Origin of the sequence: Pseudomonas sp. GZJR-8, from assembly GCF_002916705.1 — a bacterium.
Taxonomy (GTDB): Bacteria; Pseudomonadota; Gammaproteobacteria; order Pseudomonadales; family Pseudomonadaceae; genus Aquipseudomonas; species Aquipseudomonas synxantha_A.
The window spans coordinates 693335-717532 of the sequence record NZ_JXSI01000001.1; the positions used below are offsets into that span (position 1 = coordinate 693335).

At 53.2% G+C, this 24198-nt stretch carries 18 protein-coding genes; 16 read left to right on the top strand and 2 right to left on the bottom strand.

Annotated elements, in window-relative coordinates; genetic code table 11:
• The first annotated feature begins 1 nt into the window (after position 1).
• The 11 genes from TK42_RS03190 to TK42_RS03240 all read left to right on the top strand — a co-directional run bounded on the left by TK42_RS03190 (position 2) and on the right by TK42_RS03240 (position 12359).
• On the top strand, positions 2 to 1249 hold the full coding sequence (locus TK42_RS03190) for an oligosaccharide flippase family protein (protein WP_103733574.1): 1248 nt from the start codon (positions 2 to 4) through the stop codon (positions 1247 to 1249).
• A complete protein-coding gene (locus TK42_RS03195) occupies positions 1246 to 2034 on the top strand; it encodes a glycosyltransferase family 2 protein (protein WP_103733575.1) in 789 nt (262 codons plus the stop codon). The genes TK42_RS03190 and TK42_RS03195 overlap by 4 nt, the downstream gene beginning before the upstream one ends.
• On the top strand, positions 2031 to 3128 hold the full coding sequence (locus TK42_RS03200; RefSeq protein ID WP_103733576.1) for a glycosyltransferase: 1098 nt from the start codon (positions 2031 to 2033) through the stop codon (positions 3126 to 3128). Before TK42_RS03195 ends, TK42_RS03200 begins: the two co-directional genes overlap by 4 nt.
• Before the next feature lie 118 nt (positions 3129 to 3246).
• Positions 3247 to 4353: a glycosyltransferase family 4 protein gene (locus tag TK42_RS03205; protein ID WP_256584513.1), complete on the top strand. Its 1107-nt coding sequence runs from the start codon at positions 3247 to 3249 to the stop codon at positions 4351 to 4353.
• Positions 4350 to 5303, top strand: a complete 954-nt coding sequence (locus TK42_RS03210; RefSeq protein WP_103733578.1) for an NAD-dependent epimerase/dehydratase family protein — start codon at positions 4350 to 4352, stop codon at positions 5301 to 5303. The genes TK42_RS03205 and TK42_RS03210 overlap by 4 nt, the downstream gene beginning before the upstream one ends.
• Before the next feature lie 35 nt (positions 5304 to 5338).
• Positions 5339 to 6346: a glycosyltransferase family 4 protein gene (locus TK42_RS03215; RefSeq protein ID WP_103733579.1), complete on the top strand. Its 1008-nt coding sequence runs from the start codon at positions 5339 to 5341 to the stop codon at positions 6344 to 6346.
• 91 nt (positions 6347 to 6437) lie between these two features.
• On the top strand, positions 6438 to 8426 hold the full coding sequence (locus TK42_RS03220) for a nucleoside-diphosphate sugar epimerase/dehydratase (protein WP_103733580.1): 1989 nt from the start codon (positions 6438 to 6440) through the stop codon (positions 8424 to 8426).
• A 421-nt stretch (positions 8427 to 8847) separates the two neighbouring features.
• Complete coding sequence (locus TK42_RS03225) at positions 8848 to 10026, top strand: acyltransferase (RefSeq protein ID WP_103733581.1); 1179 nt, start codon at positions 8848 to 8850, stop codon at positions 10024 to 10026.
• 352 nt (positions 10027 to 10378) lie between these two features.
• Complete coding sequence (locus tag TK42_RS03230; protein WP_103733582.1) at positions 10379 to 10711, top strand: ComEA family DNA-binding protein; 333 nt, start codon at positions 10379 to 10381, stop codon at positions 10709 to 10711.
• A 140-nt stretch (positions 10712 to 10851) separates the two neighbouring features.
• A complete protein-coding gene (locus tag TK42_RS03235; protein WP_103733583.1) occupies positions 10852 to 11496 on the top strand; it encodes a GntR family transcriptional regulator in 645 nt (214 codons plus the stop codon).
• Between the two features lie 14 nt (positions 11497 to 11510).
• Entirely contained in the window at positions 11511 to 12359 is an 849-nt protein-coding gene (locus TK42_RS03240) for a DUF1989 domain-containing protein (RefSeq protein WP_032877162.1), read from the top strand.
• 8 nt (positions 12360 to 12367) lie between these two features.
• Here the strand turns inward: TK42_RS03240 and TK42_RS03245 are convergent, their stop codons facing one another.
• Complete coding sequence (locus TK42_RS03245) at positions 12368 to 12535, bottom strand: DUF2897 family protein (protein WP_003172675.1); 168 nt, start codon at positions 12533 to 12535, stop codon at positions 12368 to 12370.
• Between the two features lie 110 nt (positions 12536 to 12645).
• Positions 12646 to 14010, bottom strand: coding sequence for an ethanolamine permease (gene eat / locus TK42_RS03250; RefSeq protein WP_103733584.1), 1365 nt, complete (start codon positions 14008 to 14010; stop codon positions 12646 to 12648).
• Positions 14011 to 14390: 380 nt separating this feature from the next.
• Here eat and TK42_RS03255 point away from each other — a divergent pair, with 380 nt between their 5' ends.
• The 5 genes from TK42_RS03255 to kdpC all read left to right on the top strand — a co-directional run bounded on the left by TK42_RS03255 (position 14391) and on the right by kdpC (position 24192).
• Positions 14391 to 19532, top strand: a complete 5142-nt coding sequence (locus TK42_RS03255; protein WP_256584514.1) for a hypothetical protein — start codon at positions 14391 to 14393, stop codon at positions 19530 to 19532.
• Positions 19533 to 19756: 224 nt separating this feature from the next.
• Positions 19757 to 19846: a K(+)-transporting ATPase subunit F gene (gene kdpF, locus TK42_RS03260; protein WP_003218754.1), complete on the top strand. Its 90-nt coding sequence runs from the start codon at positions 19757 to 19759 to the stop codon at positions 19844 to 19846.
• An 8-nt stretch (positions 19847 to 19854) separates the two neighbouring features.
• Positions 19855 to 21549: a potassium-transporting ATPase subunit KdpA gene (kdpA, locus tag TK42_RS03265; protein WP_103733585.1), complete on the top strand. Its 1695-nt coding sequence runs from the start codon at positions 19855 to 19857 to the stop codon at positions 21547 to 21549.
• A 12-nt stretch (positions 21550 to 21561) separates the two neighbouring features.
• Positions 21562 to 23619: a potassium-transporting ATPase subunit KdpB gene (gene kdpB / locus TK42_RS03270; protein WP_177464404.1), complete on the top strand. Its 2058-nt coding sequence runs from the start codon at positions 21562 to 21564 to the stop codon at positions 23617 to 23619.
• Between the two features lie 27 nt (positions 23620 to 23646).
• A complete protein-coding gene (gene kdpC, locus TK42_RS03275; RefSeq protein WP_103733586.1) occupies positions 23647 to 24192 on the top strand; it encodes a potassium-transporting ATPase subunit KdpC in 546 nt (181 codons plus the stop codon).
• Positions 24193 to 24198: the final 6 nt, after the last annotated feature.

Consider the following 24198-nt stretch of genomic DNA (forward strand, 5'->3'; position numbering starts at 1 on the left):
CGTGTTTACCGTATTTAAAAATATGAGCCTGCTTTTTGTTGTACAGCTCTTTGGTTATTTGGTGCCTATTCTGGAGATTCCGGTACTGGCGCGCTCATTGGGTGTACAGGAATACGGCAAGGTCGTACTGGTCCAATCAATTGCTTTACTGTCTTCACTCGTTGTTGAATACGGCTTTTCGTTGAGTGCTGCCAGACAAGTCTCTTTGGCGAAGACTGATGTGACGGTACTGTCTAGGGTCTTTGGTGAGGTGCTGTCCGCGAAGCTGATAATTTCATCGGTTATAAGCATCGCGGTACTGTGTTTTTATATGTTTATCAATTCACAGACCTTCGAGCTTGAAGTAATAGGCTTGGGTTTTCTGTACTTTATAGCTTTTGGGTTTAGCCCGTTTTGGTTTTTTCAAGGGCTTGAGAAAATTGCGCTTGTGGTCTTTTTAGAAGTAGGTCTGCGGGTCGCAAGCCTTGTATGCTTATTTGTTTTTGTTCACGACCCAAGTGACGCATTGGTGGCGTTATCGATTTTAGCCACATTTGCATTGGCAAATACATTGCTAGGAAATTATTTGTGCTACCGAAATGGATGCCGCGTTCGGTTCAGCTTGTCAGGTGGATGGCTTCAGATTTGCAAAGGGTTTCACGTTTTCATCTATAAGAGCTCAAACAATATTCTGCTTAGCGCTGGGCCTGCTCTTGTAGGACTGCTCTGCGGAAAAATCGCCGTTTCAGGATATGTCCCAGCTGAAAAAATCATAAGAGGATTTGTGGGTTTTATAAATCCAGTCCTCATTGGGTTTTTTCCGTATTTGAATAGACAGTATCTTTCCTCTGCAAAATCAGCATCAAGGCTCTCCTGGATCATTGTCGGGTTGATGTTCTTACTGGGGTGCGTAAGTGCATTTTCCATTTCCGTAGCTGGTGGGTTCCTGATAAACAAACTATTGGGGGCTGATTTCGAGCAGGCGACGACGACCTTGCAGATTTTTGTATGGATAATCCCCTTTAGAATGACTAATCAAGCATTGGGTTTGTGCATGCTTATACCTCGCGGTATGGACAAAGTTGCGAGCTCTGCAATGCTTTTGTTCTCGGTAGTGTCGATACTTCTGGCAAGTCTGTTGTCGATTAACTATTACGTCAATGGTATCGTGCTTGGGTTTATTTTGGCGGAAGTCATGTTGTGCGTGACGTTTCTTGTATTGTCTTACCGATATAAGCCGGTCACTTATCTTGAGGGGCGCACTGAGTGATAACAATTTTAACAGCGACATATAATCGTTACAGTACTCTCCCTAGGCTACTCAAGAGCTTGCTTGAACAAAGCTCAAAAGAGTTTGAGTGGGTGCTGATAGACGACGGCAGCTCAGATGAAACTCAGAATTTCATTGAAGAGTTAAAAAAGAAAGACCTAGGCTTCACGCTGACAGCGGTGCGACAAAGTAATGCTGGAAAGCACGCAGCTATCAATAGCGGGGTAGCAGCTGCGAAAACAAACTGGATCTTTATAGTCGACAGCGATGATGCACTGGTGCCTGACGCCGTTGAAACGATAACTACCTCAATCGCCACGGCGACTGATAAGACAGTGGGCTTGTGCTATCGAAAGGCGTATTTCAGCGGTGAGCTGCTTGGTAATGACTTAAGCACGGTCGAGCAGAGCTTTATCTCGACGCCGACGGAAGCAGGCAAGTTATTCAAGGGTGACTTGGCTTACATATTTAGAACTGACGTGATGTCAGCTTTTCCGTTTCCCATATTCAAGAACGAAAAATTTGTTCCGGAATTATATATCTGGAATAAATTGGGGGATGCGGGCGATATCATCTTTTTTACACGAAAAATAATTTACCTCTGCGATTACCTGGAAGATGGATACAGTCGTAACTTTTCACGCCATTTAAGAGCTAATCCCAAAGGGTTCTTTACTTATTACTGGTCGCAATTTTTGCGTGAAAAAACAGTATATTATAAGTTGAAGAATTTAATCAGGTCCGTGCAGTGCATTTTGTATATGCTTCTAGGGCGGCCTCGATGAATATATTATATTTTATCACTGGGTTGGGTATGGGTGGGGCCGAGAAGCAAGTCGTAAATCTGGCTGACCGGATGAGCGCACGAGGACATAACGTCGTGATTGCTTATTTGACGGGCGACGCGGATGTGCTTCCAGAGGAGCCCGATGTAACGGTGGTGGCTCTAAACGGCAATAAAACCATCTTCGCGATGGTGCGTGCAATTAGTAATCTGGTCAAATTAATCAAGCGATTTGAGCCGGATGTATTGCACAGCCACATGGTACATGCGAATTTAATAGCCAGAATGGTTCGTTCAGTTGTAAGAATTCCCAAGCTGATTTGTACGGCACATAGTTCAAATGAAGGAGGTAAGCTGAAAATGCTGGCTTACCGTCTGACTGATTTTTTGGCGGATCTCACAACGAATGTAAGTCAGGAAGCGGTTGATATACTTATTGCGAAAGGCGCTTCGCCTGTCGGGCGTATGGTATTTGTACCCAACGGTATAGATACGGAGCGTTTTGTATTTGATGAGTCGGTGCGAAATCAAGTTCGTGCCAGAGAGTCTGTGGATCCTTCTATTAAAGTTCTCTTGGCAGTCGGCCGTCTGGTTGAAGCCAAAAACTATCCCTGTCTATTAGATGCATTCACGCTGGTTTCACAAGACCACGACAATGTACGTCTGTGGATAGTAGGCGACGGCCCCTTGGCTGCTGATCTTGCGCTATATGCTAACAAAGCCAACCTGAGCGAAAAGATAAGTTTTTTCGGGCGGCGCGACGACGTTCCGTCATTCTACAGTGCTGCGGATATCTATATTTTGTCTTCTGCATGGGAAGGCTTTGGGCTAGTTGTCGCTGAAGCGATGTCGTGCGAAACGTTAGTGGTTGCCACAGACTGCGGAGGGGTGAAGGAGGTGCTGGGGGATAGCGGCTATCTTGTTGAACCATTCAATCCTGAGGCGCTACGTCAAGCTATCAACTCGGCACTTGATCTACTTCCAGAGCAAAAAAAGTCACTCGTCACTTCGGCAAGATCAAGAGTACTTGATAACTTTTCCATGGAGTCTGTGATTGGTAGGTGGGAGGAGTTATATGCCCAGCCCAAGGCCTGAGGATCTTGGTTATCAGCAATCCTCGAGCGGTTTTTAGTGTGATCATCTCGATGAGAAATAGCCAATCTCTGGACCCGGTAAGTTGGGCTTTGGCAAGTTATTTGAAAAGGTGCGTAGTGTGAAAATTGTTTATGTCATAACTCGTTCGGATGTTATAGGTGGCGCCAGCGTGCATCTCCTTGATTTGGCTTTGGGCTCATCTAAAGCAGGTCATAGCGTTGATATCCTCGTGGGTGGCGAGGGCGTCTTTAACTCTCGAGCGCGGGATCTGGGGCTGTCGTGCTATTCATTGAAATATCTCGTTCGTGAAATCAGTCCTGGAAAGGATATTCGCGCCTTCTTTGAATTGAGAGCGATGCTTTCCAAGCTAAAACCCGATCTCGTCCACTTGCACTCCTCCAAGGCTGGCATCCTCGGCAGGCTGGCCGCTAAGAGTCTTGGTTTACCAGCGATCTTTACGGCACATGGTTGGGCTTTTACGGAGGGCGTGTCTGAGAAGCGTCGTTTCGTGTACCGTAATATTGAGAGGGTAATGGCTCGTTTCTCAGACCAGATCCTTACGGTTTCCGAGTTTGACAGGCAACTTGCCTTGAAGGCCAAAGTGGGCGATGAAGATACTGTTCTGACCATCCACAATGGTATGCCCGAGGTCTGTTCCAATCGCGTCGGCTTTACCGAGTCTGATCAAATACGCTTGATCATGGTTGCAAGGTTCGAAGTACCCAAAAACCAAAAATTCCTATTGGAAGCGCTTGCAAAAGTGGAAGCCAAAAACTGGGAGCTTGAATTGGTGGGCGACGGCCCTTCACTTGCGAACGCCCGGAAATTGGCAGCACAGCTGGGAATTGGCGAGAAGGTGGTGTTTTCCGGGGCTTGTGATGACGTTCCGATCAGGCTTTCACGATCTGACATTTTCGTCTTGATTTCTGACTGGGAAGGACTGCCGCTGACTATATTGGAAGCTATGCGCAGTGGGCTTGCAGTCATCGCCTCTAACGTCGGAGGGGTGTCCGAGCTGGTTGCGAATGGTGATAACGGTTTCGTGGTAGAGCGTGGGGATCAGCAAGGGCTGATCGACGCATTGACGCAATTGATTAAATCCGCTGAGCTTCGAAAAAAACAAGGCATTTCAGGTCAATACAGATATCGCACAAATTTTACTTTCGATATTATGTTGGATAAAATTCTGAAAATTTACCAGAAAGTGTTAGACAGGACTAAATGAAAATCCTTATTACTGGTGCGAATGGCTTTATTGGGCGGGCGTTATCCGGGCACCTCATCAGTTTAGCCAAATACTCAGTTGTCGGCTCTTCCCGCAGGCCCTCTACTGATGTGCCATCTGATATCCAGATGTTTTCGACCGGTGAGGTAGACGGTAATACTGACTGGGATCGTGCCCTGCAAGGCGTTGATACCGTTATCCATCTGGCCGCGCGCGCGCATGTGTTGAATGCGGGGAGCGAAGATCCAGTTACGGAGTTTGAACGAATAAATGTCGAAGGTGCCGTTAATTTAGCAAAGCAATCGATAAAAGCAGGTGTCCGTCGGTTTATATTCATTAGCTCTATTGGCGTAAATGGTGCGGAGACGGATAAGTGTGGTTTTACTGAGAGCGATGAGCCCCGGCCGCATGCAGAATATGCCCGCTCGAAATTAAAAGCAGAGCAAAAGCTAGCAGAGTTACTTGCTGCAGAGGCGATGGAGTTGACAGTTATCCGGCCTCCTTTAGTGTATGCCGCTGAAGCGCCAGGTAATTTTAATCGTCTCCTGAAGCTGATAGCGTCTGGATTGCCGTTACCCTTCGCCGCCGTGAAAAACAAGCGCAGCATGATAGCGCTGGATAATCTGGTGGATTTCGTTGAGCTGTGTATTGAGCACCCTTTGGCTGCAAACGAACTATTTTTAATTTCTGACGGAGATGATTTTTCCATTGGTGAAATTATCAAACTTCTCGCCTCGGGCATGGAGCGAAAAGAAAAATTGTTCAGCCTTCCTGACACTGTAATACGTTTGGTCGCCAGCGCACTCGGGAAGCGATCGTTATATACGCAGTTGTGTAGGTCATTGGTTGTGGATGCTGCCAAAGCTCAAACATTATTGAATTGGGTTCCTGCAAAAGAAGCCAGTAATGCTTTGGTCGAAACAGGCCGAAAGTTCCGTTTATTAAATTGATTCACTTCGAAATTATTGCAGGTAGGGATAGGCAGATGGCGTTCTGGATAGCGATTATTTCAATAGCGAGTTCCATTTTTTTCACAGGATTATTGCGTCGGTATGCGCTCCAGCGCAATGTATTGGATATTCCTAACAGCAGAAGTTCACACTCTGTACCGACCCCTCGTGGTGGTGGACTGGCAATTGTGCTGGGATTTCTGATATCCCTGGGGTTGATGCGTTCCTTTGATTTGATCGATAACGCCTTTTTCCTTGCATCGTTCCTGGCGGGTATAACGGTAGCCGCGTTAGGTTTCCTGGATGACCACGGGCATATTCCTGCACGCTGGCGCCTGTTAGGACATTTTCTCTCTGCGATATGGGCGGTGTATTGGATCGGCGGGCTACCGTCTGTCACGATTTTCGGATTACACGTCAACCTAGGCTGGATTGGCGGGGCGTTAGCCGTTTTGTATGCAGTGTGGATGTTGAATCTTTACAACTTCATGGATGGTATTGACGGCTTGGCAAGTGCTGAAGCCATCTGTGCGTGCTCTTCTGCCGCTCTCATCTATTGGATGTTGGGGTATGAGGAGTTGTTATGGCCGCCTATTTATTTAGCGTTGGCAACGGCAGGCTTTTTCTACTGGAATTTTCCAAAAGCACGAATTTTCATGGGCGACGCGGGCAGCGGCTTCCTGGGAATCACGCTGGCCATTATTTCTCTTAAAGCGGCTTCTTTTTCCTCTACGCTGCTATGGGTCTGGCTGATCTTATTAGGAGTATTTATCGTTGACGCGACATTTACCTTGATGCGCAGGCTACTACGCGGCGAAAAAGTGTATGAGGCACATCGCAGTCACGCTTATCAATACGCCTCACGGCGCTTTAATGCCCACGTCCCTGTCACACTGTGCGTAATCTTGATAAACCTGGTTTGGCTCGCACCGATTGCATGGCTTGTTGCATTTGACAGAATTGATGGTGCTGTCGGTATGTCGATCGCCTATGTTCCACTCGTTGTTCTGGCTCTGAAATTCAAGGCCGGGGTTAAAGAGTAATGTTGTTAGGGTTCGGAGTGGCGAGAGCGTAATCGTGATGTGCGTCTATTTAGATTTTAGATTGTTAGAACTGCGAGAGGTTTAGAAATATATGAACTCACTGAGATCGCGCTTATTAAGCCTCCCGCGCAGGTATAAACGTATTTTGCAGGTGATTACTGACGTCTTCTTAGTTTGGTTTGCGCTTTGGTTGGCTTTTGTCGTGCGGATAGGTCTCGATGAAATGATCAATCCGTTTATGCTGCACACCTGGCTTTTTTTGACCGCGCCGATCGTGACTATCCCGCTGTTTATACATTTTGGTATGTATCGGGCGGTTTTGCGCTATTTCGGAAATGATGCGTTAATTGCTATCGTCAAAGCCGTCAGCCTGTCTTCGCTAATTATTGGTGTGGTCGTTTATTGGTATAGTAATCACCAGAATGTAATTCCGCGTTCGATCATCTTCAACTATTGGTGGCTCAGCCTGATCATGATTGGGGGCTTGAGATTAGCGCTGCGCCAATTCTTCCTGGGAGATTGGTTTACCGCTGCTCAACATGTGCCTTTCACCAACCGTGACGATGGTTTGCCGCGTGTAGCTATCTACGGTGCCGGATCTGCTGGAAATCAGCTCGTCGCGGCATTACGCATGGGCCGCTTGATGAGACCCGTTGCGTTCATTGACGATGATTCCACTATTTCGGATCGGGTAATCTCGGGGCTGCAGGTTTATAAGCCCAAACATATCCAGCGTATGATCGATGCCACAGGGGCTCAAGAAATTTTATTGGCGATACCTTCATCGACGCGCGGGCGTCGTCGGGAAATCCTCGGATTTCTGGAAGGTTTTCCTTTACATGTGCGTAGTGTCCCGGGCTTCATGGACTTGGCCAGCGGTCGTGTCAAAGTTGATGATATTCAAGAAGTGGATATTGCCGACCTGTTGGGGCGCGATCCTGTACCCGCCCAAGAAGATCTGTTGGAGCATTGCATACAGGGCCATGTGGTGCTGGTTACCGGCGCTGGTGGGTCGATTGGATCTGAACTGTGTCGCCAGATCCTTGAACTGCAACCTACCACCCTGATTCTCTTTGAGCACAGTGAGTACAATTTATACAGCATTATGTCTGAACTGGAGGCACGCATACTCAGGGATTCATTGGCGGTAAAATTGCTGCCGATCCTGGGCTCAATACGTCACCAGGATAAATTGGTTGATGTGATGAAAACCTGGCATGTAAATACCGTCTATCATGCGGCCGCTTATAAGCATGTGCCGATGGTAGAGCATAATATTGCGGAAGGTTTTCTGAATAATGTTATTGGTACGTTAAATACCGCTCAAGCGGCCATTATTTCGAATGTTGCTAATTTCGTACTTATTTCGACTGATAAGGCGGTTCGCCCTACCAATGTAATGGGAAGCACCAAGCGGCTCGCTGAGATGACGTTGCAGGCGCTCAGCCGTGAGCTACAACCAGCTCTCTTCAACGGTGCTGCTACCCCTCAAAATCGTACACGCTTCACAATGGTTCGGTTTGGAAATGTTCTGGGTTCTTCTGGTTCCGTCATTCCTCTATTTCACAAGCAGATCAAATCAGGTGGGCCGATAACAGTGACCCACCCGAAAATCACTCGATATTTCATGACCATCCCTGAGGCGGCTCAACTTGTTATCCAGGCAGGCTCAATGGGCCAGGGAGGAGATGTTTTTGTATTGGATATGGGGGAGCCAGTTAAAATCACGGAATTGGCAGAGAAAATGATTCATCTGTCTGGCCTGAGTGTTCGCTCAGATAAAAAACCGCTGGGCGATATCGCCATCGAGTTTACAGGGCTTCGGCCCGGAGAAAAACTCTACGAGGAATTACTCATCGGTGATAATGTCGATGCCACACAACATCCAATGATCATGAGTGCAAACGAAGATTATTTATCGTGGAGCGTATTGAAACCGAGGTTGTCCGAGTTGTTATGTGCTATTGAAAGCCATGACTACAGTAAAGTGCGTCAATTATTGCGCGAAACTGTTAGCGGCTATGCCCCCGATGGTGAAATTGTAGACTGGTCTTATCAACAAAGGCGGCTGGAGCCATAATGTAAGGTCTTGGAGGAAGATAACAGTACACCGGTGCTGTTATCTATGCTTTAAAAACATTCGGTCTGTTAAATAATTTAATTAATTACAGCGCACTCACGTCAATCAACATCTATTGATCAGAAGGCTTTTTTTGCCGACACGTTGAAATACTCAGCTATCAGCTTCATTGTCTGTCACGAGGTGCATTTAGAGCGTTTTTTGGCATAACCTCGCCCTTTTTACGGAGCGTTCGCGCTCTACATTTTCTTCCCCTGCACACCGCTTACGGAATACAATCCGCTTGGGGCGCTGCACGATGGCATTTTCATTGAGCGCTGCCTCGTGATAAGCGGCCGGGCAGAGCCCGCGGCTTGATCATCCATGGAGCTTTTTCAACATAGCCCAAAGCAGGAAGGCATTGCATGAGTAATTTTTCTAAATGAAAACCGAATATTCACTTGAAGTAATTGCACTTACGCTATTGATAATATTGATGTTCATTACTTTTTCGTCGATATTCAGGTCGAAAATAGAAAGTGCAGAAGTTCAGCATGAATATAAATTCATCAATGGCCTGCGTGGTCTTGCGGCTATATTTGTTTTTATTAATCATGCGCCGTTTGTACTAATAAATTTGGGTGTGAAAAATACAGTTTTTTCTGCGTGGGGACAAATTTACCCGAACCTTGGATCTTTTGGTGTGCAGATTTTTTTCTGCATAACGGGTTTTCTTTTCTTTGACAAAGTCATGAAGAGCAAGCATATAGATTGGGGTGATTTTTTCGTAGCCAGAATCAGGAGAGTGGCTCCGCTTTACTATCTGGCATCGTTCTTGGTATTTATTATTGCGATTTCTTTTGCAGGGTTTGATTTCCTGGATAAAGAGTCTATTACCACTATCGCTGGTCTGGTAACGTTTAATTTCATAGATAACCCAATGAAAATTGGCGGCGTATCGCTTGTGCCTCTGAGTTCCGTGACATGGACGTTGGTTCATGAATGGCGTTTTTATGCAGTGCTGCCAATGGTGGCAATTTTTTACAGGTCGCGCTATAGGTCCATTATCCTGACGGTGGCGATACTGATTGCTGCCATTGACCTGGGCACCTCTGCCGTGGTGTGTTGGGCCTACTTTCTGTCAGGCATGATGGCAGCGGTTGTTCATAAAAAAAATATCACGAATAAACTGGTTAAATTCTTTTCCATGTTAATTGCAGTGGGTATATTTGTTTGGGTGTGCGGGCTGGTTGATGTCCCCGGCTACGGAGCGTTGAGATTCGCTCTGGCAACAATATTCTTCATATGTATTACAATTTCAAATCCGTACTTCTTGCATTACCAGTTCCTGAACAGGCTCAGTGATATCAGCTACAGTGTTTACCTGCTCCACTTGCCGGTACTGTTTTTATCCTTCAAGCTCCTGTCTGTATTTTTTGATCTTGCTGCTCTTGATAAAGTAACTTTTTGGGTGGCAAATTTCGTGACCATTCCAATCATCGTCGCCTTGTCGACCATTACTTTTGTTCATGTAGAGAAAAGGTTTATGCGCAAGAAACGAGTGGAGCAGACCAACGCCCCCACGGTTGCCTACTCGGAAAAAACAAACGCTGTGATATGAAGTGTGCGGTGCTACTGCATCGGCCTCTTTGTTCCGCCTACTGTCCATCGGTAATGCCGGGGCCGCCGAGTTTGCTGCGGACCTTGATATTATCGATGGTCATTAGGAAAGTGGTTGGATATTCCAGGCACCGCTCGCGACTTCAATTTGCGATTCTGTGCGAAGATTTATCGAGCGATCGTCGGCATCCACCGTTGCTTGACGGCAAGCGTTTACTGGCCTGTACACAAAAAGCCGAACTCTTTCATACCTTGCAATACCCCCATTTTTGACACCCTCCATCTATCGCCTAATGTAGAAATGCAGCTTCGGAAAGCTGCTTTTCTCTTACCGATGTCATGGAGCGTCACCAATGCAAAATCTCTACATTTCATCCCTCATCTTCGCCTTCCTCACTAGCCTCTCCGTCGCCACTACTGCTGCGCCCTCCATCAAGCCGGAAGCTTCAAGCCCAATCTCCACCCAAATGACCAAGATCGAGCAATCCACCAAGGTCAACCTCAACGCCGCCGATGCCGAAACCCTGCGCCGCGACCTGTTCGGTATCGGCGCTTCCAAGGCGAAGGCAATCGTTGCGTATCGCGAAAGCAACGGTCCGTTCACGGCGGTGGATGAGTTACTGGAAGTAAAAGGCATCGGTAAAGCACTGCTGGAGAAGAATCGCGACAGATTGGTTATTAATTGAAGATGCGAAGATAGCCCCAGAAGGCCGGTCATTGACCGGCCTTTCCTTTATCAAAGCTGCGTCTATTTACTCTCAGGCCGCGTTGGCATGAAACGTGATTACATTCAACTCAACGATTGTTCAACAATCTTGAGGTGTACATGACGTCCAGCTTGTCTTTAGCCGACCAAATCGCCCTGGAATTACGCGCCGACATTATCGGCGGGCGGCTGCTGCCGGGTGTGTCGCTCGTCGAGGCCGACTTAGTCAAGGGCTACAACGCCTCGCGCAATACTATCCGTGAGGCGCTGCATCGCTTGGGCCAAGAAGGGCTTACCCGCTATGTCCGCAATAAGGGCGTAATGGTTCGGCGCCTGCAGCGGGCAGAAGTACGTGACCTCTTCGTAGTCCGCCGCACCCTGCAATTGCAGGCCATAGCCCAAAGCGGCCCGCTGACGGACACTCAATCAGGCCGCATGCAAAACGCTATCGACGCCACCACCCTGGCCCGGGAGCGCGAAGATTGGCGAGCGGTGGCTACCCACAGTCTTGTTTTCCACCAACAGATCGTCGCGTTGATGGACAGCCCACTGTTCGACGAGTTTTTTGCCCAGGTGATCGCCCAGCTGCGCCTGGTGTTTTGCGCCGCGCCGGATGAGCAGAGTTTCCAGTTACCCTGGCTGGAGCGCGACCATGAGATATACACGCTGTTAACCCGCAACCAAACCCAGGCCGCCAGCGAGGCGATGAGCCTGTACCTGGATGATTCGGAACATCTTTCCCTGGCCTTGTTTGATCACCCTTGATGGAGGATTGCCCCATGTATAAAGACTATCCGGCCGCGTACCAAGTCAGCAAAGGCTCAGCATTGCAGGTGGATACGGCGTTCTATGAGCGCATTCGTGATCAGAAAACCCAGCGCACGTTGATCGAACAGTTCGAGGTACCTATCCGTACGGGCAGGGCATGGAAAGTGCCGGCCGGGCATGTGTTCCGTGTGACCACGCCGGTGGGCCCGCAGGTGGGGGACTTCAACGTATGGAACGCCAATGACCCGCGCGAGCGTTTGTGGGCTGCGCGCACTCGGCAGCTTCAGGGTGCCCATGTCAGCACCCATGATCGCTTGTGGTCGAACCTGCCTTTTCTACGGCCACTGGTGACCATCACCGACGACAGCCTCGCCAGTTACGGCATCGATGAATACGGCGGACGCTTGCACGATTTGCTCGGTACGCGCTGCGATCCCTATGTGAACCGGATGCTGACTGGGGAGGACTTTCATCACCATTGCCACTCGAACCTGACCCGTGCGGTATTGCCCCATGGGCTGACGGAATTCGACGTGCATGACGTGTTGAATATTTTCCAGTGCACGGGCCTCAATCACGATGACATGTACTTTATGAAAGCCTGTCCGGCGCAGAAGGGTGATTACCTGGAGTTTTTTGCCGAGATTGATTTGCTGTGTGCGTTGTCGACGTGCCCTGGCGGGGATTTATCGCTACCGATGTGGGGGCCGGATGCGCAGGATCCGCTGACGGTGTGTCGTCCGTTGGGGGTGGAGATCTACCGGTTGGAGGATGAGTTGCTCAATGGCTGGAGCCAGCCGGAACGTGCTGCCTACAAGGGGCAGCACGGTTTGCATATCGCCAAGGCGGATTGGGAGTAACTCAAGGTTCAGCGATCCTGCGCATCCTTGGCATCCGCCTGCGCATTGCGCTCGGCCACGCGTTTACGTTGTTCGTCGGTGAGTTCGACTTTGTTGGCGCTGTCGCGCAGCATCATCAGCCCTCCGACGATCGACCCGATTGCGACTACCATAATCAACCACGCATACCACGGCATAAGGCTCTCCTTGAGGCAGATGTCCGTGGGAAAGTTTCCCACGGTAATGACTGCTTTGAGTCACGGGCTTTCTGAGTAGTTCAGTGTAGGCCCGTTCTGCCTCGCGGGCGCTATAGTCCCGTCAACATCGCATCTGTCGGGGCGTCGGCGCGGTCTTGCGCGGTCAGTTGGAAATAGATGAAGCCTGCCAGCATAAAGCCCAGGAAGATCAGCCCGATCAGGGCGTTGAACCAGGCCATCGCCACCAGGCACACCACTGCCAGTACCAGTGCAATACCCGGCACGATGGGGTAGCCCGGTGCGCGAAAGGTGCGTTCCAGCAGGGGCTCGGTCTTACGCAGTTTGAACAGGCTGAGCATGCTCATGATGTACATGACGATGGCACCGAACACCGCCATGGTGATCATGGCGGCGGTCAGGGTCATGCCGCCCAGGTTGATCAGGCCGTCGCTGTAGATGGCCGCGATGCCGACCAGGCCGCCGGCAATAATTGCTCGATGGGGTGTCTGAAAACGCGACAGTTTGGCCAGGAAGGGCGGCAGGTAACCGGCGCGGGCCAGGGCGAAGAACTGGCGCGAGTAGCCGAGGATGATGCCGTGGAAGCTCGCCACCAACCCAAACAGGCCAATCCACACCAGCATGTGCAACCAGCCGGAGCTTTCGCCGACTACGGTTTTCATCGCCTGGGGCAGTGGGTCGTTGATGTTCGACAAGGTGCGCCAGTCGCCTACGCCACCGGCGAAGAACATTACGCCCATGGCCAGGAACACCAGGGTGAGGATGCCGCTGATGTAGGCTTTTGGAATCGTGCGTTTGGGGTCCTTGGCTTCTTCGGCGGCCATGGCGGCACCTTCGATGGCGAGGAAGAACCAGATGGCGAAGGGAATAGCGGCAAACATCCCGGCAATCGCCAGCGCGCCGAAGGTGTCGGAACCGGCCCAGCCGTTGAGGGCGAAGTTGCTGAAGCTGAACGCCGGGGCGACCACGCCCATGAACACCAGCAGTTCGGCGACGGCGAGTACGCACACCACCAGCTCAAAGGTCGCGGCAAGTTTGACCCCGAGGATGTTCAGGCCCATGAACACGATATAAGCGCCGACGGCGGCGTGCTTGGGATCAAGTGCCGGGAATTGCACGTTCAGGTAGGCGCCGATGGCCAGGGCAATTGCGGGCGGGGCGAAGACGAATTCGATCAAGGTAGCCAGCCCGGCAATCAAGCCGCCTTTTTCACCAAAGGCGCGACGGCTGTAGGCAAAGGGGCCTCCGGCATGGGGAATGGCGGTAGTCAGCTCGGTAAAACTGAAGATGAAGCAGGTGTACATCGCGGCGACCATCAACGAAGTGACCAGAAAGCCTAAGGTGCCGGCCACGCCCCAGCCGTAGCTCCAGCCAAAGTACTCGCCGGAAATCACCAGCCCCACGGCGATGCCCCAGAGATGCAGGGTGCCTAAGGTGGGTTTGAGTTGTGTGTTCATTGTGCTGCGCTCCCTGAACCGTTGGAAATGGTTCAGCGTGTTGCAGCAGGCGTGCCATGCCATGGGGATACGTCGTAAAGCGGCGCCAGTGTCGCTTGGAGGATGGTTTTGTGTTTGAAGTTTTCCGGTGCGCACCAGATATGTGCGCCAGCCCGGTCGGTTTATCCGCCATGACCTGACGGTGGTGCATGTCTTGGCCCATGACATGGTTGCAATCAACGGGCTGTTGGAGGCGGTCCATTTACGCTTACTTACTATTACTGATCGACCTTGTCGGAACTGTTCCCTGCTCAGTTTTCACTATGCGGTGCCCATTCAGGAAGAGTGTTACATGAATAATCGTCAGGGACGCATGGGTTAATACATCCGAGAAAGCCGAAATGACTTCAGCTGTGACTGGTCTTCATGCGCGCCGGGATCTGCCCCCCTCGCACAGCGTTCTATTGCCCGAGGCCAATGCCCTATCGCCGGCAAATGAGCCATCAACGATTCCTCATGTGAAGGGCATTGCCCCCATCAGCGTGACCCCGGCAGGCTTGAAAAACGGCCGGCAAATCAGCGAAAAACACCTGCAGTTGCTTCACCAATTTCGGGCGCTGAATCAGCAAATCCACGCACTGACGGGCCAGCAGCCAACCCTTTCGAGCGTCATCGAACAGCAACTCGCTGAGGCGCTCTACAAACAGACGCCGCTGGACGCCACTAAACTCTATTTTCATCGCTATCACACTGATGAGCAGGGGCAGCGCACATTGCTCTCTGTAGAGCCTGCCACTGCGGCACTCTTTAACGCGCTCAAGACCTCCAAGGGGCTCGGTGGCTCGGACGCCTCCACAAGCCCCGCCACCACAGACTGCGGTTTTTATCTGGGGGACGCGCCGGCCGAACGCGATAAACAACTGGACGCTGCCGGTAGCCTGTTGTCGATTGCCCAAACCATCGAAAAAGAGCTGCCCTCGAGCCTTGCCCGATTCTGGACGGAGCCACGCTCTGGCGAAGCGAACCCTGAGGCACGGCAAGGCGAGTTACTGCGTATTCAACGGCAGATGTTGTCTACCCTTGCAGCGCTTCAGGTAGAAGAAGGCACAATGCTCCCGGCCGCCAAGGCGCTGATCGACAAAGCGATTGAATACCCCACTCTGGAGGCGCGGGAAAGTGCCATGCAGGATGGAGAGCGGCCTGGGGTGTATCCGCTCAAGCTCGATACGCCAAAGCCCGACGGTACGTTGATGGCAGGCGCCTTCCTGATCACGAGTAGTGACGGTTCGTCGACACAGCGCCCGTTCAATAACTCGGACACCAACAGGGCACTATCGCCCAGCGAGCAACGCGGCCTCACGGTGCTTTATACCCCCCGCGATGGCTACGAGGTGTTCGACAGCCCGGCCAAAGCCCTGCAAGCCTGGCGCCAGCGCCTCAGCAACAACGCTTATGCCGCGCAACAGGCCAAGCAGAGTTTGCCGATTTCGGTCGAGCAAAGCCTCAAGCCTGGTTGGGAAAACGAGCTGAGCCAAACCCTTATTCCACTCACCACCGACGTCATTGCCGCAGGCGTACCGCAGCTGCTCGAACGCCAGCAGCAGGTAAACACCGAGCTGCAAGCGCTATTCGACGACGATAGCGGTGTAGCGAGCACGGACCCTTGGCAACGATCGCAAACGCTCAGGGACTTGGATCAGGCGTCTGCTCTGGCGCCACATTTCAGCGCCGATAACGTTCTGCGGGCACGCAATGAGTGGCTGCTGGAGCGTTTGAGCGAGCAGGACAATCTCCAGGTGATGCGGCAACGGACAGCGAATCGCAGCAACTGGCAGTATTTGGCACAACAGCTTAATCAGGCCGGCCAGGCGCTACCGGAAAATGCCACGGCGCAGGACATATCGGCCCTCTTGAAAAGTACGCCGATGAGAATTGCCCCGGACTCTGCTCATTACCAGTCATCTGTCCGCGAACCCGGTAAATCGATCAGTCTGGAGGCATTCATCAACGAAAATGACTTGCCCCTGCCCAAGACCCTGGACGAGCTGCTTTCCCTGGCACAAACGGCAATTGCAAGGGCCCAGCAGCACCCGTTAGGCAATTTCGGGGGCGGCCTGTCCTGGCCGATTCCTATGACTGCCCGCGAGCAGCAGACGGTGCGGGCCGTCGCCAGTGACTATAAGGTCAGCACGCAGATGGGGCTGCTGGACTACTTGAACACGCGTCAACCGCACTCTCAGGACGTATTGCAGGATCCAGTGACGATGCTGGAGGCCCTCGTGGGCTCCCCGCAAGGGCATGCGCTGGGACTAGAGATGCAAACCAATTTGGGTGGCGTCTCCACGGACATCAGCGTCAATGACTATACGCTGGCACTCATGAATCTGGCGCTGGACCCGGAGTCTCTCACCAGGGCGCATCGAAATTGGGTAGCCGGTTTCGACCTGACCGATAAAAAATATTGGGGCCAGCCCCTCTCAGCCATCATCGAAGGCCTGAGCCGGCACCTGATTGAAACCGGCCGTGCATCATCGGCGATGGCCAAGGCGGGGGCGTACCTGTTGCTGATGCGGGCAGCGCCGCAATTACTGGTCAAAGATGTCCCCGACAGTGTGGTCTACGGCAGTGTGGCGTGGGCGACTCTGTGCATTGCGGTCGCCGCCATCGAAGCCCAGTCACCCGGCAGCGTCGCCCATATGACCTACGCTGAAGTGATGATCGCCGCCGACGCCCGAGACGCGGCTCCCAAGCCTGCGCAAACGGCGATACTGCTCAATTGGGCTGTGGCCAATAACATTCTCAACGGAAAACAGGATGCGCTTTACACCCAGGACGACATCAACAAAGCGCAAGCGGCTTTCAACCATCAGCAAACAGAACTCGAAAAAGCTTCGGCTTTACTGGATACGCCCCTGCCAAGCCGTCGAGAGATCGCCCTGGCGTTACTCAAGAAGACGTTTGGGGAAAACGTAGCGTTCGAGGAGCCTAAATTCGCCAAAACTTCGCCCTACGCGTCCTACGCTCCTGGCATTTCTTATTCCATGCTGGATATCGTCATGGAAGGGAATGCAATGGATGAACGCTGGAAAATTATTAAAGAAGGCGATGGCATTGATCTTGCGAGGTTTACTGCTTTTACTAAGAGTCCGGAATTTAGTATTCAAAAAGATTTTGATGAGGCATTTTCAACGGTAACAGCCAACCATAAGGCAGTCAAAAAGCTGTCTATTATGAACGCCCTTACCAACTTGCCACCGGAAGATAAAAAAAATCTCAGCTTTGGCGAAATCCAATATTATCAAGAGAAAAGCTATAAAATCGGAACGTTGGGTAATACGTTGTTTCATACCAGTTCCAAGGTAATAGTAACCGCTAAACGCAACGGCACCACCAGTAACTATGAGTTCGATACGGAAAAAGGTCTGATCAAAAACCTTGGCAATATTGAGGTGCCGCGTGATCCTGAGTACATTCAGAACGAGGTTACTAAAACCGAGGAGTTTTTCCCCGATCAAGATTTAAGTAAATGGGTCGATGGCAGTAATACGCTAGCGGCTATATTACCGTTTGGCGTGAGACATGCTGATGATATCAAACGACACATTCTTGATCAGCCAAGAGCCTCCGCACCGTCTGCACCGTACCTGTTCACCGACGAACGAGCCAACCATATTGCTGACTCGATTGTTAAGGCACTGGACTTCGATAACCCTGCCATTCGGAAAGCCGCTATGGGGGCGACGCGGTCCGAACAGGGGGCGGAACAGGAGAAAGTGATAGGGAATTTTCTTCTCGACTTTATTCCCTTTCGATCGGCAATTGTCAACTTTATAGACGGTAACTACAGTGAAGGAATCACCGATGTTGCATTTGATATTTTTGGTTTTATCACCGCTGGTGTCGGTGCTGCTGCCAAAGCAGCGAAAGTGCTGGCTAAAGGGGGGAGCGCACTGAAAAAGGTGCTCAAGGTCACCAAAATAATGGGCACAAGCCTTCTATCCGAGCTCAATCCGCTAGCCGGTGTTGGTGACTTGATTGTGGGGGGGGCGAAAGTGGTCACCCAGGGCGCTGGCCACGTCATTAACAACTTCCGGTTCGTCAAGAGCACATTAGGCCGGCCGGAACTCATCAACCTCAGTAAGCGTTATGACGCGGTAGCCAACGGTACATTCAAGGTTGGCGAGCAGACCCTACATGGATCTGCGGTCTTCCAGAATGGTAAGTGGGGTCTCTATGACCCCATCAGCGGTCGCCCATATGGTACCGCGAAGGGTTTCAAGCCCGAACAAGGTGCAATCAAAGGGGAAATCAAAGGATTCTCTGATTACCTGTCGTGGGAAAGAATAACAAACACATTGGCACCTCCTGTGCCGCCCAACAAAAACTTTCGCACTGACTACAATAACGTTATAGCCGATGCAAAGAGTAAAGACCTCGCCACGTACTCAAAGGGGTGGAGAGAGTTAAACCCAGAAGCCGTCTATGGCTACTCTCCAGCGATGACCATCGATCAGTTAAAACGCCTTGCGGTAGCCCAGCGCCGTACGCCGGGCCAACTCGGTAGTCTGGCAAAACGAATTGCAGATCTCCAAGAACTGCCCGACAGGTTCAAGATGGCCCATCTTAAAGCGGCCCTCACTGACAAAGACGGCTATGCGAGAGGGTATCGCGCAGGGCAGCCGGCAGGGCTAGACAAGTTGACGGAAAAATTGACTCTCGATCAGGTGGCAGAGCTGGCTATCGCACCCGAACGCACACCTGAACAAATTGGTTACTTGGTCAGGCATATGGAAAAGATAAGAGAACAGGCGAGCAAGAGAAACTTCAAACGTTTCAGCGAAGACATTGGATTAACAGACGCCCGCCCGCCTATAGTGATCAAGGGTATTCCTCAAGGGTTGTACCTCAGTCGAGTTGACTTGTTGTCGGAGGGGGAGTGCGCGGCGCTGTCTACGCTGATGGCGGAAGCCCTCAAGCAGGGCAAACACGAAATTTTTCTTGAAAATCTAAGTCAGGCGATGCGCCCCGTGCCTCCGGGCGAGGACATTGCAGAGTTGCGAAAACTGGACCCGGCGAAAGCCGATGCCGAACAACTGCGCGCCACTCAAGTCGCTACCTTCCGTAGTAAGCTGAGCCGGCTTCAGGAAAAAATCGAAACTAAATACCTTCAACCCGGTGAACTTAAACAGGTTCCCTCCACCGGTATCATTTCCGATTTGGCCAGTAGCCGCGAAACGAAAACTTTGTTAATCAGCACCCCAGACCATGGCTTGATGGCCCGTGTTGTGGTTGATCTCAATGGGAACAAGACATGGTTCTATTTTGACCCTAACTATGGTCTTGCGATATTCACCGACGAGACGCAAATGAAAGCGGCCCTGGAAATGACCTTGAGAAAAGGCCAGAGCAAGGCAATGCTGTCGCACTTCGACGGTGAATCGGGCTTACCTGAGTATCAAGTGTCAGTGCTTAAAGAGTCGCAGGTAAATCCCAACGTGGCCGCGGTGCTAGGAGGAGTTTCCGACTTGTTCACGCCTCTGTAATCACTCAGTGGGTCAAAAGGTGGCAGTGCAAGGCGCGATTTGCTCGCGATCATTAACCTGGCACCTTTGGATGGTTACCCCATAAGGCCCCCTGTAAACCCCGGATAAACCCACTCTTTACGCCATCTTTACGCCTCACCCAACGCCTTGCTCTCGTTCCTTTACACCCCTCCTAGGGACAATGCCCCCACACGCGGCAATCGCCGCAAGACGGGGAAATTTCCATGAGCGTTCTGGACGGAGTGTCACTGCTATTGGCCGTGGCGCTGTTCATTTATCTGCTGGTTGCGCTGTTACGCGCGGATCGGAACTAGGAGCGGCTATGCACAGTTATGACTATTGGCTGATCATCGCCTTCTTTGCCGTGGTACTGGTGCCGGCGCCGTTTTTGGGGCGGTTCTACTACAAGGTGATGGAAGGCCAGCGCACGTGGTTGACGCCGGTGTTGGGGCCTGTCGAAAAGGTCTGTTATCGCCTTTCGGGCGTGGACGCGCAGCAGGAACAGAGCTGGCAGAAATACATGCTGGCCTTGCTCGCGTTCAACCTGGCGGGCTTCTTGTTGTTGTTCTCGATCCTGTTATTCCAGGGCTCCCTCCCACTGAACCCGCAGAAGTTGCCGGGCCAGGAATGGACCCTGGCGTTCAACACCGCCGTCAGTTTCATGACCAATACCAACTGGCAGAACTACAGCGGTGAGACGTCCCTAAGTTATCTCAGCCAGATGGCCGGCCTCACTGTGCAGAACTTCGTCAGTGCGGCGACCGGTCTCGCCGTCCTGGTCGCCTTGTGCCGTGGGATCGGGCGCAAATCTGCCCAGACCTTGGGCAACTTCTGGGTCGACATGACGCGCGCCACCCTCTACGGCCTGCTGCCGTTGTGCCTGGTGCTCGCACTGTTCCTGGTGTGGCAGGGCGTGCCACAAACCTTCGCCCACTATGTTGACGCCGTCACGCTGCAGGGCGTGGACCAAGTGATTCCCTTGGGCCCGGCGGCCAGCCAGATTGCGATCAAGCAACTGGGCACCAATGGCGGCGGCTTCTTCGGGGTGAACTCGGCGCATCCGTTCGAAGACCCGACAGCCTGGGCCAACCTGTTCGAAGTGGCCTCGATCATTCTGATCCCGGTGGCGTTGGTATTTACTTTCGGCCACTACGTCAAAGACCTGCGTCAGAGCCGGGCGATCCTCGCGTGTATGCTGGCGCTGTTCCTGATCGGCGGCGCGACGTCGCTGTGGTCCGAATACCAGCCCAATCCGACCTTGAACAACCCGGCCGTGGAGCAAACCGCACCGCTGGAGGGCAAGGAAACACGCTTCGGTACCACCGGCACCGTGCTGTGGTCGGTGACCACTACCGCGGCATCCAACGGCTCGGTCAACGGTATGCAGGACAGCCTCAGCCCGCTGAGTGGGATGGTGGCATTGGTCAACATGATGGTTGGCGAAGTGATCTTTGGCGGCGTCGGTGCTGGCATGTACGGCATGCTGCTTAACGTACTGATCGCGGTGTTCCTCGCCGGCCTGATGATCGGCCGCACGCCGGAATATCTGGGCAAGAAACTCCAGGCCAAGGAAGTGCAATTGCTGGTGGTGACCCTGCTGGTCATGCCGGTCGGCGTGCTGGTGTTGAGTGCCATCGCCGCCAGCCTGCCGGGCCCGGCGGGCGCGATCAGTAACCCTGGCCCCCACGGCTTCAGTCAGTTGCTTTACGCCTACACCTCGGCCAGTGCCAACAACGGTTCGGCGTTTGCCGGCCTCGGTGCCAACACCGCGTTCCATAACCTGATGCTCGGCCTGGGCATGTTGATCGGCCGCTTTGGCTACATCCTCCCGGTGCTGGCTCTGGCCGGCAGCCTGGCGATGAAGAAGGCCGCACCGATTGGCCAGAACAGCTTCCCCACCCATGGCCCGCTGTTCGTGACCTTGTTGACCGTGACCATTTTGCTGGTGGGCGGCCTGACTTTCCTGCCGACGCTGGCGCTTGGGCCTATCGCTGAACATCTGAGCATGGGCTTCTAAAGGGACATGAAAATGAATATGCCTGCAAAAAACGCGGCCCCGGTCAAAACCCAGGAGCCTGCCAAAACCGCCATCTCGGCGCTCTGGCGCCCGGCGCTGGTCCAGGCTTTCGTCAAGCTCGACCCACGCCAACTGCAACGCTCGCCGGTGATGCTGGTGGTCGAACTGACCGCCATCCTCACCACCGTATTGTGCTTTGTGCCCGATACCACCGTGCCCACCTTTGTTGCGGTGCAAATCGCCGTGTGGCTGTGGTTCACCGTGCTGTTCGCCAACTTCGCCGAAGCCCTTGCCGAAGGCCGCGGCAAGGCCCGCGCAGACAGCCTCAAGGCCGGCAGCGAAGGTTTGAGCGCCCGGCGCCAGGAGGCCGATGGCAGCTTCAAGGTGGTGCCGGCCACCAGCCTGCGCAAGGGCGATGTGGTACGTGTTGCCGCGGGGGAAATGATCCCCGGTGACGGCGAGGTCGTCGAAGGTATTGCGGCGGTCAACGAAGCGGCGATCACCGGCGAATCCGCCCCGGTCATCCGCGAGTCCGGCGGTGACCGCTCGGCCGTTACCGGCAACACACGGCTGGTGTCGGACTGGCTGCTGATTCGCATCACCGCCAACCCGGGTGAGTCCACACTGGATCGCATGATTGCGTTGGTGGAAGGCGCCAAACGCCAGAAAACCCCCAACGAAGTCGCGCTGGATATCCTGCTGATCGGCCTGACCCTGATCTTCCTGCTGGTAGTGGTGACCTTGCAGCCGTTCGCGCATTTTGCCAATGGCAGCCTGCCTCTGGTGTTCCTGGTCGCACTGCTGGTGACGCTGATTCCCACCACCATTGGCGGCTTGTTGTCCGCCATCGGGATTGCCGGCATGGATCGCCTGGTGCGTCTCAATGTGATTGCCAAGTCCGGTCGCGCCGTGGAAGCGGCGGGGGACGTGCATGTGTTGCTGCTGGACAAGACCGGCACCATTACTTTTGGTAACCGTCGTTGCTCGGCCGTGGTCGCGGCGCCTGGCGTCAGTGGTCGGGAATTGGCTGAAGGCGCGCTGCTGGCATCCCTGGCCGATGACACGGCGGAAGGCAAATCCATCGTTGAATACCTGCGTGCCTTGCACCCGCAGGCCGAGCCAAGCCTGGATGAATTGACCGCCGTACCCTTCAGCGCCGAGACCCGATTGTCGGGTGTCGACTATCAGGGCCGCGTGTTCCGCAAAGGCGCCGTGGATTCGCTGCTGGCGTTTATCGGCCAGCAACGCAGCGAGCTTTTACCTGCGCTGTCGCGGGAAATCGACAAGATCGCCCAAAGCGGCGGCACCCCATTGCTGGTCTGCGCCGATGGCAAATTGCTCGGTGCGATCCATCTCAAGGACGTGGTCAAGCCCGGCATCCGCGAGCGGTTTGCCGAGTTGCGCAAGTTGGGGATTCGCACCGTGATGGTCACTGGCGACAACCCTCTGACCGCCGCCGCGATTGCCGCTGAAGCCGGGGTGGATGACGTGCTGGCCGAAGCCACGCCAGAGAAGAAACTCGCGCGTATTCGCCATGAACAAAACGATGGTCGCCTGGTTGCCATGTGCGGCGACGGCGCCAACGACGCCCCGGCGCTGGCTCAGGCTGACGTCGGTATGGCCATGAACGACGGCACCCAGGCCGCGCGCGAAGCGGCCAACATGGTCGACCTCGACAGCGACCCGACCAAGCTGCTGGACGTGGTGCAGATCGGCAAGGAATTGCTGGTAACCCGTGGCGCGTTGACGACCTTTTCCATCGCCAACGACGTGGCCAAGTACTTCGCAATCCTGCCGGCGCTGTTTGCCTCGATCTACCCGCAACTGGGCGTGCTCAACATCATGCACTTGCAGAGCCCGCAGAGCGCGATCCTCTCGGCCATTGTGTTTAACGCCTTGATTATCGTGGTGCTGATTCCCCTGGCGCTGCGCGGTGTACGGGTGCAAGCGGCGAGTGCGGCGGCCTTGCTGCGACGCAACCTGCTGATTTACGGCCTGGGCGGGCTCTTGGTGCCGTTCGTGGGTATCAAAGCCATCGACATGCTGCTGACGGCGCTGCACCTGGTTTGACCTGTCTGATTTATTGAGGATTTGACTATGACAAACATCATCCGCCCCGCCCTGAGTCTGCTGGTACTCATGACCCTGATCACCGGCGTCGCCTACCCGCTGGTGGTCACGGGCGTGGCGCAAGTGGCCTTCCCCGATCAGGCCAATGGCAGCCTGGTGCACGACGCCAGCGGCAAGGTGCGCGGCTCCAGCCTGATCGCCCAGGACTTTACCGGCGACCGCTGGTTTCATCCACGCCCGTCAGCAGGAGCCTTTGCGACGGTGTCCAGCAGTGCCAGCAACCTGGGCCCCAGCAATCCGGCCTTGGCGACCCGCGTAGTCGAGGATGCCGGCAAACAATCAGTGCCTGGCCAGGGCCCGGTGCCACTGGCCTCGCTGACGACCTCCGGCAGCGGCCTTGATCCACACTTGCCACCGCAGGCGATTGCCTATCAACTGGCGCGAGTGGCGGCAGCGCGCAATGTGCCGGTGGCGACCTTGCAGCGGTTGATGGATGAGCACATCGAAAGCCCGTTGGTAGGGCCGCCGGTGGTAAACGTCCTGGCCCTCAACATGGCCCTGGAAAAACTCTGAACCCCT